We start from the raw sequence: 14,148 nt of genomic DNA, 5'->3' as shown, positions 1-14,148 counted from the left end.
ATGACATTGGTCCCTGGAACTGTTCGGCCCCGTCGTCTGCGGACGACTCCGGCCCTGCGTCGGCTTGTCTCGGAGACGCGCCTGGACCCGGCCGATCTCATCCTGCCCATGTTCGTCAAGGAGACCCTGAGCGAACCGGCGCCTCTGAACTCCATGCCCGGAGTCGTCCAGCACACCCTGGACTCACTGCTCGAGGCGGCCAATGAGGCTGTGGACTCCGGAGTCGGCGGGCTGATGCTCTTCGGAATTCCGGAACACAAGGACAATGAGGGTTCTCAGGCCAATGATCCCGAGGGCATCCTCAACCGCGCATTGACGCTGCTGCGGGACAACCTCGGCGATACGACGGTCATCATGGCCGATCTGTGCCTCGACGAGTTCACCTCCCACGGACACTGCGGAGTCCTAGATTCCGAGGGCGGCGTCGATAACGACGCAACGTTGGAGCGCTACGCCGCTATGGCTGTGGCGCAGGCCAAGGCCGGAGCCCACGTGGTGGGACTCTCCGGAATGATGGACGGACAGGTTGGCGCCTGCCGGGAGGCTTTGGACCTCGAGGGCTTCATCGACGTCGTCGTGATGGCCTACTCCGCAAAATACGCCTCCGCGTTCTTCGGACCTTTCCGCGAGGCCGTGGATTCGGAGCTCCAGGGCGACCGGAAGACCTACCAGCAGGACCCCGCGAACGGTCGTGAGGCCATGCGTGAACTCGACCTCGACCTGGCCGAAGGTGCCGACATCGTCATGGTCAAGCCCGGACTGCCCTATCTCGATGTCCTCGCCGAGGTGGCCTGTGAGTCACCGGTGCCCGTGTGGGCATACCAGGTGTCGGGGGAGTACGCGATGATCGAGTTCGCGGCCGCGGCCGGAGCCATCGAACGCGAACGCGCGATCGACGAATCACTCATCGCCTTCAAGCGTGCCGGTGCCGACGCTATCCTCACCTACTGGGCCACAGAAGTTGCGCAGCGACTCAACTCAGACACACCAGGTGGGGCACACTGATGAGCGAGCCACGTTGGCTGAGCGAACCTGATCAGAAGGCCTGGAGAAGCTATCTCACCGGTTCACAGCTGCTGACGGTGCAGCTGGACAAGGAGCTGCGGGACAGTCACGGAATCGGCCTGCCCGAATACGAGATCATGGTCCGGCTGAGCGAACATGAAGACCGGACGATGCGGATGGCTCTGCTCGCGATGGACACGACCATGTCACGCTCCCGTCTGACCCACAGCGTGGCCCGGATGGAGAAGAAGGGGCTCCTCGAGCGCTTCTCGATCGCCGAAGACGGACGCGGAGTCAACTGCCAGATGACCGAGGCTGGCTGGAATCTCCTCGTCACCATGGCACCCTCCCATGTGGAAAGCGTCCGCGATCACCTCGTCGATCTGCTCGACCCGGAGGAGATGGCGACGCTGGGACGTGTCTTCGGCAAGGTCACGGCTCATATGCGTGAGATCGGGAAGGGACCAGTGGATACACCACCGATCGATTCCGAACCTTCGACCCCTGGCAGCTGACCGGACCCCTTCCACCTGAGCACGACCTGCGCGGCCGAGCGAACCGACTCTACTAATATCTGAACCGACCATCGATCCGGCGACTTCTTCAGGAGAACCCATGAAACACGAGACTGCGAAGTCGGCCGCGCTGTTTGAGCGCGCCGAACATGTCATCCCCGGTGGAGTGAACTCCCCGGTGCGGGCCTTCAAAGCCGTCGGAGGCACCCCGCGCTTCATCACCTCGGCGACCGGAGCCTGGCTGCGCGATGCCGATGGCAACGACTATATCGACCTCATCGGTTCGTGGGGGCCCATGATCATGGGCCACTCCCGACCCGAGGTGGTTGCCGCTGTGCAGGAAGCCGCCGTCAAGGGCTTCTCATTCGGAACCCCGTCGACCGGTGAGGTCGAACTCGCCGAGGAGATCGTCGCCCGCGTCGAACCCGTCGAACAGGTGCGGCTCGTGTCTTCGGGCACCGAGGCGACCATGAGCGCCATCCGGCTGGCCCGTGGATACACAGGCCGGGCGAAGATCGTGAAGTTCGCCGGCTGCTACCACGGGCACGTCGACGCGCTTCTGGCCCAAGCCGGATCCGGTCTGGCCACCTTCTCCCTTCCCGATACCCCGGGCGTGACCGGTGCCCAGGCTTCGGACACGATCGTCGTCGACTACAACGACGCGGCCGGCCTGGAGGCGGTCTTTAACGAACACGGTGATGAGATCGCCTGCGTCATCACAGAAGCCAGCCCCGGAAACATGGGCGTCGTGCCTCCCCGAGACGGCTTCACCAACACCATCCGCCGCCTGACCAAGGCCCACGGAGCACTGATGATCAGCGATGAGGTGATGACCGGCTTCCGCGTCTCGGCCGCGGGCTGGTACGGCCATGAAGCTGAAACACTCGGTTACCCGGATGGACCTGCCGACCTGTTCACATTCGGCAAGGTCATGGGCGGCGGCTTCCCGGCCGCGGCCTTCGGCGGACGAGCCGACGTGATGGAGCATCTGGCACCGACGGGCCCGGTGTACCAGGCGGGAACCCTGTCCGGAAACCCCGTGGCCACCGCCGCCGGACTGACTACACTCCAACTGACAACAGAACTCGATGTGTACTCACACATCTCACGCGCCGCGGACATTCTGCGGCCCGCAGTCGCTGCCAGCCTCGAGTCCGAAGGGGTCGAGCACACCATCCAGTCTGCGAACTCGATGTTCTCCGTCTTCTTCACCGACCGTGAGGTCACCAACTACGACGATGCCAAGACGCAGAACGTCGACCGTTACTCTGCGTTCTTCAATTCGATGCTCGAGTCGGGCATCCACATGCCGCCGAGCGCCTTCGAAGCCTGGTTCCTGTCCTACGCACACACCGATGAGATCCTCGATCGGATCGTCTCGGCACTGCCTGCCGCAGCCAAGGCCGCAGCCGGTGTGCCCAACGCGCAGGGGAACTGATGACGAAGATCCACCTGGTCAGGCATGGGGAGGTCGACAACCCCGAGGGAATCCTCTATGGTCGGTTGCCGAACTTCGGTCTGACCGACCGTGGTCATGAGATGGCCCGTCGCGTCGGCGAGCACTTCGCCGCCGCCTCGGTGACCCCGGACGAACTCGTGTGCTCCCCGCTGCTGCGGGCACAGCAGACGATCACCCCGCTGCGTGAGCGACTGGACATGCCGGTCTTCACCGATGACCGTGTGATCGAGGCCGCGAACTCCTTCGAAGGGCAGAAGGTCAACGCCCGACGCATGGCCGAGCCGCGCAACCTGGTGCGTCTGTACAACCCGCTGACCCCGTCCTGGGGTGAGCCCTACAAACAGATCGTGCTGCGGATGCAGGCAGCCATGGCCAGCCTGCGTGCCAAGCTCGACAAGCACGGGCTCGAGGCCGAGGGAGTCATCGTCTCCCACCAGCTTCCGATCTGGATGACACGCCTGGCGGGGGAACACCGTTCGCTCGTCCATGACCCGCGGAGACGGGAATGTGACCTGGCTTCCATCACCAGTTTCACATTCGAATCGTCCACACTTGTATCCGTGAGTTACGAGAGCATCTGTGCAGATCTGCAGCCAAAGCAATCGGTGGCCGGAGCATGAATGCCCGCAATCCGCTGAACCGCCGCACCCTCCTGACCGGCCTGATCGCCGGCACCGCTGTGGTGCTCAGCGCCTGCAGCGAAAATGACGAACTGGCCGATCAGGCCGGGTCCGATCAAGGATATGTGTCCGGGTCCGGTGTCGTGTCACAGGTGGCCAAGGACAAGAGGGGCGACCCACTCGAGCTCAGCTTCGAGACACTCGACGGAAAGTCGATGTCGCTGGCCGACCTTCGACCCACGCCGGTCGTCATCAACCTCTGGTACGCGGCCTGCCCGCCGTGCCGGAAGGAAGCCCCGGCCCTGAAATCCCTGTCCGAGAAATTCGGCGACGAGGTTCAGTTCCTCGGCGTCAACGTCCGCGACCAGGAGGCCGCTGCCAACGCCTTCGTCTCGAACTACCAGGTGCCCTACGCCAACATGCTCGACACCAACGGAGACATGGTGGCTCTGCTCTCGGGAGTCCTCCCGCCGCAGGCCACACCCTCGACCGTCGTACTCGATGCGAAGGGCCGTGCCGCGGCCCGAGTCGTCGGAGAGGTCGATGAGTCGACGCTCAAGGGCCTCATCGAGGACGTGCAGGCGGAGTGAGTGGAATCGGGGCGGACTTCGCCCAAACGGTTCTCGACGGGCCGCTGCTTCTGGCCGCCGGCGCGGCCGCACTGGCCGGACTCGTCTCCTTCGTCTCACCCTGCGTCCTCCCGTTGGTCCCCGGCTACGTCGGCTATGTCACGGGACTGAGCGGATCCTCGCTCAAGGACAAGGAATCTTGGCGGGTGGTCGTCGGGATCGCGTTGTTCGTCCTCGGATTCACCGTTGTCTTCGTTCTGCTGGGAACCGGTTTCTCGGCCCTCGGCGCACTGTTCTCACAGTGGCAGGGCGTGCTCATCAGGATCCTCGGCGTCATCGTCATCATCGCCGGTTTCGTCTTCATGGGCGGTTTCGGACTGCTCCAGAGGGAACACCGGATCCGGGCCCGGCCCAAGGCGGGACTGTGGGGTGCGCCCGTGCTCGGCGCGACCTTCGCACTCGGCTGGGCACCATGTGTCGGACCGACCCTCTCAGCTGTTCTGTCGATGTCGGTGAGCTTCGGCGGCGACGGAGCCATCTGGCGCGGCGCGATTCTGGCATTCGTGTACTGCCTGGGACTGGGCATCCCGTTCATCCTCCTGGCAGTGGCGATCCACAAAGGCGCCGGACGGCTGACCTGGGTGCGCAGACACCAGGCGGCAATCGTCCGTGCCGGCGGCATCATGCTCATCGTGTTGGGCGTTCTCATGGCCTCCGGGCTGTGGAACGCGTGGATGACATCTCTGCAGGGTCTGATCTATGATTTCGAAGTGGTGATCTAGTGGCGAAGAAGACCGCCGACAAACAGGCTGTGACGCAGCCGCAGCTGGGATTCATCGGCATGTGCCGGTGGGCTTGGCGTCAGCTGACGACGATGCGGGTGGCTCTGATCCTCCTCCTCGTTCTCGCCATGGCCGCAATCCCAGGTTCCCTGTTGCCTCAGCGCATCCAGGACCCGGGCCGGGTCACCACGTTCCTCGAATCCAATGGCGCCTGGGGTCAGTTCCTCGACACGATCCAGATGTTCGACGTGTACTCCTCGATCTGGTTCTCCGCGATCTATCTGCTGCTGATGATCTCGCTCATCGGCTGCGTGATTCCACGCTCGGCCCAGCATTGGAAGGCCATGCGTTCGGCCCCTCCAAAGGCGCCGAGGCGGTTGGGTCGGATGCCCGGATACGAAACCTTCACCTCGGCGACCGGATCAGCCGAATCCCGCGAAGCCGCGGATCAGGACTTCCTCACCACCGCTCAGGCTCGGCTCAAAAGGCTCGGCTACCGCACGGTGCGCCACGATGACCATGTGTCTGCCGAACGCGGCTACCTGCGCGAGACCGGCAACCTGGTCTTCCATATCGCACTCCTCGTTGCCACCCTGACGATGGCGATCGGATCCCTGTTCGGCTACCAGGGCCAGCGCATCCTCGTCGAGGGGGAGACTTTCACGAACTCACTGGTCGCCTACGACTCATTCGAGCCCGGCTCCTATTACAACGCGGACTACTTGCCGGACTTCCGGCTCAAACTCGACAGCTTCGAATCCACCTTCGACGATGAGGCCCCTGGCAGCCAATTCGGTCAGCCCCGCACCTTCGACGCAAAAGTGACGGCCACCGCGGGCGGGAAGAGCGAGAAGCACACGCTGCGCGTCAACGAGCCCGTGCGCGTAGGCGGCACGGGCGTCTACCTGACCGGAAACGGCTACGCGCCGGAGGTCACGGTCAAGGACGCGAAGGGAAAGGTCGTGCATTCGGGGCCGCAGGTATTCATCCCCGATGGCGGCGACCCGGGATATACTTCCGAAGGCGTCATCAAGGTCCCTGACTCCGCCGGAACCCAGATGGGCTTCGTCGGTGTCTTCCTGCCGACAGCGACTCAGGACGAGAACGGCGAACTGGTCTCCAGCTTCGCCGAACTGCGCAACCCCTACCTCGTGATGAGCGGATACACCGGTGACCTGGGCCTCGACAACGGAACCCCGCAGTCGGTGTACACGATCGATGCCGAGAACATGACGGAGATGACCGACTCCGCGGGCAACCCTCTGCTCATCCAACTCGCCGAGGGTGAGACCCAGAAACTGCCCGACGGCGGCTCGGTGACCTTCGACGGGGTCAAACGCTATATCGCCGTCGACATCTCCCAGGACCCGACGCAGGGTCTGATGCTGGCCAGCGCGATCGCAGTGCTGCTGGGACTCGGCCTGTCCCTGTTCATCCCACGCCGACGCATGTGGGTGCGCATCAAGGACGGTCAGGTCGAAATTGCGGCTCTTGCCCGCGGTGAAGACCAGATGGTCGAACGGGCGGCGCAGGATCTGGCGAAGGACCTTGCCGACAAACCAGATGCTGATCCCGAGTCCCATCCGGGGAGCCGGATTGCCAGTGACGACGAATGATTAGCTTTAGGTACTACGCGGAGTAGAATTGTCGCGGGTCGACCCCGATGCGGGCGGCTCGAACACAGCAACAGCACAGCAACCCAACACAAATGGAAGAGCACCGCTGGTGCGGAGGATGTATGGACGTCAACACTGACCTCGCAATGTGGTCGAACCAGCTCATCATCTCGGCGATGATCGTCTACGCCGTCGCCATGATCTTCTATGCCTTCGACCTGTTCGGCGGGCGCGAACTCAAACAGAGCGAAGTCAGCGCGACGAGTGCAGCCAAACCTTCGAACGTGCGACGCACGAACAGGAAGACCGCGACGGCCCTCCTCGATCCGCCGGAGACGGGCGTTTCGGCCGAGATCACGACCGGTTCGCGCAAACAGAGGCCTCGGCGCGGTGCCCGGATCGGCACATCGCTCCTCGTCCTTGCCGGGCTCCTACATGTGGCAGCTGTGCTCACCCGTGCGCTGTCCGTGATGCGTGTGCCGTGGGGCAACATGATGGAGTACGTCCTCACCGCCACCGCGATCACCGTGATCGTCTTCCTCATCGTCAACGTGAAGAAGGACATCCGCTACCTGGGAACCATCGTCGCAGGGGGAGTGCTCCTGTGCCTGGGGCTGGCCATCACTGTGTTCTACACGCCGGCCGCGAAGCTCATCCCAGCGCTCGACTCATACTGGATCGCCATCCATGTGCCTATTGCGATCCTGTCGACGTCGCTGCTCTACATCTCCGCGATCCTGGCCCTGTTCCAGATCCTCAAGGACAGGTACGAGACCAAGAACCCGAAGTGGCTGCAGTTCATGCGCCGCATGCCTGCGAGCATCGATCTGGAACGCTTCTCCTACACGATCGCAGCGGTCGGCTTCATCACCTGGACGTTCACCCTCATCGCCGGTGCCATCTGGGCCGAGGTGGCCTGGAGCCGCTACTGGGGCTGGGACTCGAAGGAGATCTGGACGTTCGTCGTCTGGGTCGTCTACGCTGCCTACCTGCATGCCCGCGCCACTCGCGGCTGGGGACCGACGAAGGTGGCCGTACTCAACCTCATCGGCATCGCCACCGTGATCTTCAACTTCACCGTCGTCAACATGTACTTCAACGGCCTGCACTCCTACTCAGGCCTCAGCTGATCAGCAGCCGCGGCCGAACAGTAGTCACGGCCGATCAGTAGTCAGCGGTGATCCGCTGCCAGCGCTGAGCGATTGATGCTCAGCGCTGAACTGTTTCCAATGTTGAGCGACGACGCTTGACTGTTGGGCCGGCGCCGGAGGAGTATCTCAGCCGTAACGTGATGATGGGTCCTCGGCCACTGGATAGCCGCCTTCCGCCTTGCAGGGCTATTTATGAAGAGTCCAATCAGGCGGATGTCTGCGTCGCGTGGCGCCTCCAGCAGCGGGTGACGAGCGCTGGATCGAGTCTGAACACGTTCGTGCGCCGTAGTTCTGTTCTCTGTGCTGACATCCTGAAGGGGGAGATATCTAGCTCCCGCGCAAGCCTCGTCTGCAGTCAACAAGCGTTCGTCTTAGACGGGCGACGGACAGCGGTGCTCAGTGGGCAACAAGAGCCTCAGACCAGCGCTCAGACAGACCAGCGGAGCTTAGGATCCAAAGGGATCAAGCCCGCCAAGCAGCATCAGCAAAGCTTCAGCCCGCGAACTCAGTTCGAGCGGCCGCGACCTTCGCCGGTGGAGCCGCCTGAACCATGATCGTCGGTGTCGGCAGAGTGAGTGTCGGAATCGGTGGAGGAAGGCTTGTCATCAGCGTCGGGAGTCTTGTCCGCGGGGTTCTGCGCCTCAGGAGCGTGCTTTCCGAGCTTGACGTCGCGATCGATCTTCCGCAGATAGTCCTCGTCATCGTCTGGGGCGCTGGGGCCGCGACGGCGAGGTGCAGCTGTGGGCTTGTCCTCGGATCCGCGTCCGAAGGCGTACCAGAGGATGAAGCCGATCACCGGGATGCACAGAATGATGATTGCCCAGACGGGTTTGGGCAAGACTCGGATCAGACCACGATCGCGCAGAAGGCAATCGAAGAGTCCGTACAGTGTGACCGCCGCCGCAAGGACGATCGCGGCAATGAGTATTCGAGCCATGCACCCAGGATAGTCCACTAACCTGAACACCGGCCCACACCGGCGGTGATGAATCACTGATGTGGACGGACTAAAATAGGTGCAATGCGCAACTTCTGGATCTATACATTGGCCCGTCTGGGCATCATCGTCGCCGTCGGACTGATTCTGCAGCCATTCCTCGGGTTCAACCTCGTGATGGCGATGGCGGCAATCGTCATCGGAGCCATCCTCAGCTACCTCTTCCTGGGCAGCATGCGGGCCAAAGTGGCAGACGACATCGAGAAGCGTGTGGCGAAGCGAGCCACGAGCCCCAAGCGGAAGAGCGCTGACGAGGACACAGAAGACCGCATCGTCGACGCAGAGAACGTCGACGAAGAGAACTGAGCCGGGTTACAGAGCCAGTCCCAGTCCCATCAGAGCGGCGAAGGCCAGAGCCGTGAGGCCCGTAGATTTGATCGGCGGGATGAGACCGGGGCCTGTGGTCCCACGCAGCACCGTCTTCAGCGGGCTGAGCGCGAGCACCAGTGCGAGGATGGCCAGTGCGACGGCTGGATGCCCATCGAGGATGGCCAGGACCAGCAGCGCGAAGGGTACGAGTACGAGGCTGGCATATGCGATCCGAGCCCGGTTGTCGCCGAAGCGCACGGCCAGAGTGATCTTATCGGCCTCGATGTCGGTCGGGATGTCGCGCAGGTTGTTGACCATGAGCACCGCCGAGGCGAGTGAACCGATGGCAATCGCACCTGCCCAGCCGCTGAGGCTGAGTCCGCCGACCTGCATCCACATCGTGCCCAGCGTGGCCACAAGGCCGAAGAAGACGAAGACGAAGACTTCACCCAGCCCCATGTACCCGTAGGGCTTCTTGCCGCCCGTATAGAACCAGGCGGCGGCCACAGCGGCGGCGCCGACGATGAGGCACCACCATGCCTGTGCGATGAGCACGAGAGCGATTCCGGTGACCCCGGCGATGCCGAAGAATAAGAACGCCGCCCTTTTGACCGCGCTGGGTTCGGCGAGTCCGGTCGCTGTGAGGCGGACTGGGCCGACGCGGACATCATCTGTGCCGCGGACGCCGTCGGAGTAGTCGTTGGCGAAGTTCGACCCGATCTGCAGGCAGAGCGAGACGATGAGGGCCAGTACGGCACGGAGGAAGATCTGCGGCAGCGAATAGTCGTGGCCGTTGCGCGTGTAGTCACCGATGATGAATGAGGTGAAGCCGCCGACAGAGCCGATTGCGGCACCGGTGCCGATGAGAACAGGGGCCACAGCCAGCGGCAATGTTCGTAATCGGGCTCCGGAGATCCACTGCGCTGCAGTTGCCATTGGGCTGGATGCCTTCCTCATGAGAATTGGAACCGTCTCATATTACCGACAGTTCACTTAATAGGGTATTCGGGTGCTGGGCCTCAGCTGTTATCTGTCTCAGCCGACTCAGCCAGCTCAGCCGACTCAGCCAGCTCAGCCGACTCAGCCAGCTCGGCCGCAAGCCGGGCGGCAGCCTGCCGGTCGGGCTTACCGATCGAGCGACTGGGGATCTCTGGGACGCAGAAGACCAGCCGCGGCAGAAGTTGGCCCTGCATTCCGTGGTCGAGTCTGGCCAGCCTTCGCGCGAACTCACGTGGTGAACCCATCGTCTCGGTCAGGTCAGCGGGCGTCTGACCATCGATGCGGACGAGGGCGACAAGCAGTTTCCCCCACTCCTCATCGGGCACCCAGGTCACGAGCACCTCGGCGATTCCATGGTGCTGCCAGGTGGGCAGGAGCCCGGTCTCGAGGGCATGTGGTGAGACGTTCGTGCCGCCGGAGACGATGATGTCATCGGCACGGCCGAGCACCGTGAGTACCCCATCGTCCAGCCGACCCAGATCGCTCGTGTGCATGGTCCGACCACCGTTGGCGCCGGTGGTCAGGCCGGGGCTGTCGACGGGGACGATGTTCCCCTCGGCTGTGATCTCGACGTAGGAATCGGCGACGACGCCTCCACTCAGGTTGATCGTCGAGGACTCGGTGATCGTGATTTCGACACCGTCGAAGGGAACCCCGTTGTACACGCACCCACCTGCGGTTTCGCTCATCCCGTAGGTGCGCATGATGTGCAGGCCTCGCGCATCGGCGCGCTCGAGCAGCGCCGGTGAGATTGCGGAACCGCCGAGGAGGATGGCGTCGAATTTCGCTGCCGCAAGTGTGGCTCGTTCGCCTGCAAGTACCCGGTGCAATTGGGTGGGCACCAGCGACGTGTAGGTCGGCCGTTGGCCGGCACGGGCGAACAGACGCTGCGCCTCGTCGGCGAAGGAGCCGGCGGTGAAGGTCGCCGAAGTGGTCCTGATCGGTTCCCGTCCCGCGAGCCGGGCGCGCAGCTCCACTTGGAACCCCGCAATGTGGTTGATGGGCAGGCTCAGATGCCAATCGCCGGGCCCGGCAAGGGACCGTTCTGTGGCCCTCGCCGAGGTGGTCAGGGCCTCGGCGGACAGGGCGACGGCCTTGGCCGTGCCCGTCGAACCCGAGGTGAAGAGCACCAGCGCCGGCGCCCGGCCTGCACCTCTCCACTGTCTGGGAGCCACCTCGGTGATGGCGGCATCACGGGTGCGGGGCAGGACGAGGATCGACCGGCCGTCCAAGGCACGATCGATTGCACTGGGCAGATCCTCAACGGACTGTGCGTTCATCAAGGGGAGTGCTCAGTAGTACCAGGGGTAGGGGGACCAGTCGGGGTCGCGCTTCTCCAGGAAGGAGTCACGGCCTTCGACGGCTTCGTCGGTCATATACCCCAGACGGGTGGCCTCACCTGCGAAGACCTGCTGACCCATGAGGCCGTCATCGAGGAGGTTGAACGCGAACTTCAGCATCCTCTGGGCGTTGGGGGACTTGCCGAGGATCTCCTTGGCCATGGTCAGCGCCGCGGTCTCCAGGTCCTCGTGGTCGACGACCTCGTTGACGGCGCCCATGTCTGCCATGTCCTGGGCCGAGTAGGTGCGACCGAGGAAGAAGATCTCGCGGGCCTTCTTCTGTCCGACCATCTTCGCCAGGTAGGCAGACCCGTAGCCGGCATCATAGGAGCCGACATCGGCGTCGGTCTGTTTGAACTTCGCATGCTGGCGGGATGCGATGGTCATGTCGCAGACGACGTGGAGGCTGTGACCGCCGCCGGCAGCCCAGCCGGGGACGACGGCGATGACGATCTTGGGCATGGTGCGGATGAGCCGTTGGACCTCGAGGATGTGGAGGCGACCGGCGCGGACCGGGTCCACGGACTCGCGGGTCTCCCCGGAGGCGTACTGGTAGCCCGAACGGCCGCGGATGCGCTGGTCGCCGCCGGAGCAGAATGCCCAACCGCCGTCGCGTGAGCTGGGGCCATTGCCCGTGAGCAGGACCGCGCCGACGTCCGAGGTCTGGCGGGCGTGGTCGAGGGCCCGGAAGAGCTCGTCGACGGTGTGGGGGCGGAAGGCGTTGCGGATATCGGGACGGTCGAAGGCAATGCGCACGCATCCCAGGTCGGTGCCGTCGGGTTTGACCGCGCGGTGGTAGGTGATGTCGGTGAAGTCGAATCCGGAGACTTCACGCCACTGAGAGGGGTCAAAGATTTCAGAAACCGTCATGACCCTAACCCTATCGTCTGTCGCCTGACAGATAGGGTTGCTCCATGGCTGATATGCAGCAGGTTCCCGAGTCGATCACTGAGCTCGTGCCGAATTTCCACGTTCTCTCCCTCCCCATGGTGACCCGATTTCGCGGTATCACCGAGCGCGAGGTCATGCTCTTCGAAGGACCTGATGGGTGGGCGGAGTTCTCCCCGTTCACCGAATACGAGGCAGTCGAATCCTCTCGTTGGCTGGGGGCCGCACTCGAGTTCGCGGGACTGCTGCCCGGAGTCGCACGGCCAGGAGCGACCAAGGCTGGGCCCTCGGGATCTGGTGCCCAGTCCGGAGCTGCCCAATCCGTTGCCGTCAATGCGACCCTGCCTGCGTGCGCGACCTCCGAGGTTGAGCCGATCATGGCGCACTACGGACCCGTCGGCACGGTCAAGGCGAAGGTGGCCGAATACGGAATCGACTCCCTGCCCGCTGACCTCGAGCGACTGCGCGAATTCCGGCGGCTGTTCCCCACGACGACTCTGCGCCTCGATGCCAATGCCGGCTATACGCTGACCGAGGCGCTCGTCGCCTGTGCCGAGTTTGCGGCCTTCGACCTGCAGTACTTCGAACAGCCCGTCACGGCTGTCGAGGAGATGGCGAAGTTGCGCGAACAACTCGCTGACCAGGGACTTCCCGTGGTCCTGGCCGCGGATGAGTCGATCCGCAAGGCCGATGATCCGTTGCGCGTGGCAGAGCTGGGAGCCGCCGAGGTTGTCATCGTCAAAGTCCAGCCCTTGGGTGGGATCGCTGCAGCGCGCGCCGTCCTCGAAGCCTGTGGCCTGCCCGCTGTGGTGTCATCGGCATTGGAATCATCCGTCGGGTTGGCTGCCGGTGCTCAGCTGGCGGCAACGTTGCCGCGCACACCCCGGAGCCGTGAGCTCCTGGGCGAACACCCTGCCTGCGGTCTGGGCACAGGGCGGCTGCTTGCTCAGGACGTTGTAGGCCCTGAGCTGAGCCTGAACCCGGTCGACGGTCAGATCCCAGTGACGCGAATCGTCCCGGACCCACAGCGTTTGGAGAGGCTGGCGGTGGATCCGGGACGATTCGACTGGTGGTCGACGCGACTGCAGGAGACCTGGAGCGCTCTGCGAGCGTCGCTGCTCAGTTCGGGGTCGTGAGGTTGGTCAGCTCATTGTCGTGAGGTTGGTCAGCCCGCGTTCTTGACGGCTTCGACGAATGTCTTTGCGGTCTTGGTGACCGAGTCTGCATCCCCTGCATCGGCGATATTGGCGGCGGTGACGAGGTTGTTGCCGACGCGGCTGGTGACGGTGTCGGTGTCGAGGACCGTCTGACCGCCGGAAGAGATCTTGGCACGGACTCCGACGGTCTCGTCGGCACCATCGACAACGGCATCGAAGGTCTCGTAGTTCATTTTCATATCGATGCCTTGGGTCTTGACAGTCACGTCGCTGCACTTCTCGGCGACCCTGGTCGAGTTCTGCAGTTGTGAGCCGGCAGCCTTCTCATCGGCCAGGCTCATCAGTGAGACGCTCATGGTGTTGTCCGCAGAGGTTCCCGCGAGCGTGGTGCCGTTGCCTGCCTCGCTGGCGTTGAGAGCCGACAGTGCGAGGTCCTTGCATTCAGCAGGTTCGTATTCCGCTTTTTCGAGGGCCTTGATTGCTTCGCTGCCGGAGGCTGCGCCGAGGTCGACGGGTTTGTATGACTGGCCATCGACATCTGTGGATTCGATGATCTGTTTGAGCTGATCCTCGTCAAGCTGCACTGCCTCTGGTGTCTCTTCTGTCGCGGGCTGGGCAGCACTGCCTGAGTCCTCTGCCTGATCGTTTTTGGAGTCTTTGGAGTCCGTTCCCGAACAGCCGGTCAGGGCCAATCCGGCGATGAGAGCGATGGCTGGGAGTACGCGTTTCATGGGTGACCTC

15 protein-coding genes are annotated in these 14,148 nt (G+C 63.5%); 10 read left to right on the top strand and 5 right to left on the bottom strand.

Features of this window, described 5'->3' with window-relative positions:
* From hemB to ccsB, 8 genes are all read left to right on the top strand, one after another.
* Positions 1-1,005 (top strand): porphobilinogen synthase, encoded by a 1,005-nt coding sequence (hemB, locus tag INT40_RS05860; RefSeq protein ID WP_193072182.1) that lies wholly within the window; start codon positions 1-3, stop codon positions 1,003-1,005.
* Positions 1,005-1,520 (top strand): MarR family winged helix-turn-helix transcriptional regulator, encoded by a 516-nt coding sequence (locus INT40_RS05855; RefSeq protein ID WP_193072179.1) that lies wholly within the window; start codon positions 1,005-1,007, stop codon positions 1,518-1,520. The genes hemB and INT40_RS05855 overlap by 1 nt, the downstream gene beginning before the upstream one ends.
* 100 nt (positions 1,521-1,620) lie before the next feature.
* Positions 1,621-2,958 carry a glutamate-1-semialdehyde 2,1-aminomutase gene (hemL, locus tag INT40_RS05850; RefSeq protein ID WP_193095722.1) on the top strand — a complete coding sequence of 446 codons (1,338 nt, stop codon included), beginning with the start codon at positions 1,621-1,623 and terminating at the stop codon, positions 2,956-2,958.
* Positions 2,958-3,599 carry a histidine phosphatase family protein gene (locus tag INT40_RS05845; RefSeq protein ID WP_101570503.1) on the top strand — a complete coding sequence of 214 codons (642 nt, stop codon included), beginning with the start codon at positions 2,958-2,960 and terminating at the stop codon, positions 3,597-3,599. Before hemL ends, INT40_RS05845 begins: the two co-directional genes overlap by 1 nt.
* The gene (locus tag INT40_RS05840; protein ID WP_193095721.1) at positions 3,596-4,189 is read left to right on the top strand and encodes a TlpA family protein disulfide reductase; all 594 of its coding nucleotides are present in this window, start codon (positions 3,596-3,598) and stop codon (positions 4,187-4,189) included. Before INT40_RS05845 ends, INT40_RS05840 begins: the two co-directional genes overlap by 4 nt.
* Before the next feature lie 5 nt (positions 4,190-4,194).
* Positions 4,195-4,950, top strand: coding sequence for a cytochrome c biogenesis CcdA family protein (locus INT40_RS05835; protein ID WP_193072275.1), 756 nt, complete (start codon positions 4,195-4,197; stop codon positions 4,948-4,950).
* Entirely contained in the window at positions 4,950-6,566 is a 1,617-nt protein-coding gene (locus INT40_RS05830; protein WP_101570501.1) for a cytochrome c biogenesis protein ResB, read from the top strand. Before INT40_RS05835 ends, INT40_RS05830 begins: the two co-directional genes overlap by 1 nt.
* A 122-nt stretch (positions 6,567-6,688) precedes the next feature.
* Entirely contained in the window at positions 6,689-7,696 is a 1,008-nt protein-coding gene (ccsB, locus tag INT40_RS05825) for a c-type cytochrome biogenesis protein CcsB (RefSeq protein ID WP_193095720.1), read from the top strand.
* 526 nt (positions 7,697-8,222) lie between these two features.
* On the opposite strand, the gene INT40_RS05820 is transcribed toward ccsB, so the two are convergent.
* Positions 8,223-8,654 (bottom strand): PLD nuclease N-terminal domain-containing protein, encoded by a 432-nt coding sequence (locus INT40_RS05820; RefSeq protein WP_193072169.1) that lies wholly within the window; start codon positions 8,652-8,654, stop codon positions 8,223-8,225.
* Between the two features lie 84 nt (positions 8,655-8,738).
* On the opposite strand from INT40_RS05820, the gene INT40_RS05815 reads away from it, so the two are divergent.
* Positions 8,739-9,020, top strand: a complete 282-nt coding sequence (locus tag INT40_RS05815) for a DUF4229 domain-containing protein (RefSeq protein WP_101570498.1) — start codon at positions 8,739-8,741, stop codon at positions 9,018-9,020.
* A 6-nt stretch (positions 9,021-9,026) separates the two neighbouring features.
* Here the strand turns inward: INT40_RS05815 and INT40_RS05810 are convergent, their stop codons facing one another.
* The 3 genes from INT40_RS05810 to INT40_RS05800 form a co-directional block, all read right to left on the bottom strand.
* Positions 9,027-9,959, bottom strand: coding sequence for a 1,4-dihydroxy-2-naphthoate polyprenyltransferase (locus INT40_RS05810; RefSeq protein ID WP_193095719.1), 933 nt, complete (start codon positions 9,957-9,959; stop codon positions 9,027-9,029).
* 83 nt (positions 9,960-10,042) lie between these two features.
* A complete protein-coding gene (locus INT40_RS05805) occupies positions 10,043-11,302 on the bottom strand; it encodes an AMP-binding protein (RefSeq protein ID WP_193072165.1) in 1,260 nt (419 codons plus the stop codon).
* Positions 11,303-11,314: 12 nt separating this feature from the next.
* A complete protein-coding gene (locus tag INT40_RS05800) occupies positions 11,315-12,232 on the bottom strand; it encodes a 1,4-dihydroxy-2-naphthoyl-CoA synthase (protein WP_193072163.1) in 918 nt (305 codons plus the stop codon).
* A 44-nt stretch (positions 12,233-12,276) separates the two neighbouring features.
* Between INT40_RS05800 and INT40_RS05795 the strand changes: the two genes are divergently transcribed.
* Positions 12,277-13,386, top strand: coding sequence for an o-succinylbenzoate synthase (locus INT40_RS05795; RefSeq protein WP_193072161.1), 1,110 nt, complete (start codon positions 12,277-12,279; stop codon positions 13,384-13,386).
* 29 nt (positions 13,387-13,415) lie between these two features.
* Here INT40_RS05795 and INT40_RS05790 read toward each other — a convergent pair whose 3' ends face one another.
* Positions 13,416-14,138, bottom strand: coding sequence for a hypothetical protein (locus INT40_RS05790; protein ID WP_101570493.1), 723 nt, complete (start codon positions 14,136-14,138; stop codon positions 13,416-13,418).
* Between the last annotated feature and the right edge of the window lie 10 nt (positions 14,139-14,148).

Source organism: Brevibacterium sp. FME17 (assembly GCF_014897515.1).
Lineage (GTDB): Bacteria > Actinomycetota > Actinomycetes > Actinomycetales > Brevibacteriaceae > Brevibacterium.
Note: the sequence above shows the minus strand (reverse complement) of the source record. Positions and strands in the feature narration are given on the sequence as shown.

Bases quoted from the DNA above. Each gene is read 5' to 3' on its own strand.
- hemB (WP_193072182.1), top strand. From the start codon at position 1: ATGACATTGGTCCCTGGAACTGTTCGGCCCCGTCGTCTGCGGACGACT.
- INT40_RS05855 (WP_193072179.1), top strand. From the start codon at position 1,005: ATGAGCGAGCCACGTTGGCTGAGCGAACCTGATCAGAAGGCCTGGAGA.
- hemL (WP_193095722.1), top strand. From the start codon at position 1,621: ATGAAACACGAGACTGCGAAGTCGGCCGCGCTGTTTGAGCGCGCCGAA.
- INT40_RS05845 (WP_101570503.1), top strand. From the start codon at position 2,958: ATGACGAAGATCCACCTGGTCAGGCATGGGGAGGTCGACAACCCCGAG.
- INT40_RS05840 (WP_193095721.1), top strand. From the start codon at position 3,596: ATGAATGCCCGCAATCCGCTGAACCGCCGCACCCTCCTGACCGGCCTG.
- ccsB (WP_193095720.1), top strand. From the start codon at position 6,689: ATGGACGTCAACACTGACCTCGCAATGTGGTCGAACCAGCTCATCATC.
- INT40_RS05820 (WP_193072169.1), bottom strand. From the start codon at position 8,654: ATGGCTCGAATACTCATTGCCGCGATCGTCCTTGCGGCGGCGGTCACA.
- INT40_RS05815 (WP_101570498.1), top strand. From the start codon at position 8,739: ATGCGCAACTTCTGGATCTATACATTGGCCCGTCTGGGCATCATCGTC.
- INT40_RS05810 (WP_193095719.1), bottom strand. From the start codon at position 9,959: ATGGCAACTGCAGCGCAGTGGATCTCCGGAGCCCGATTACGAACATTG.
- INT40_RS05805 (WP_193072165.1), bottom strand. From the start codon at position 11,302: ATGAACGCACAGTCCGTTGAGGATCTGCCCAGTGCAATCGATCGTGCC.
- INT40_RS05800 (WP_193072163.1), bottom strand. From the start codon at position 12,232: ATGACGGTTTCTGAAATCTTTGACCCCTCTCAGTGGCGTGAAGTCTCC.
- INT40_RS05795 (WP_193072161.1), top strand. From the start codon at position 12,277: ATGGCTGATATGCAGCAGGTTCCCGAGTCGATCACTGAGCTCGTGCCG.
- INT40_RS05790 (WP_101570493.1), bottom strand. From the start codon at position 14,138: ATGAAACGCGTACTCCCAGCCATCGCTCTCATCGCCGGATTGGCCCTG.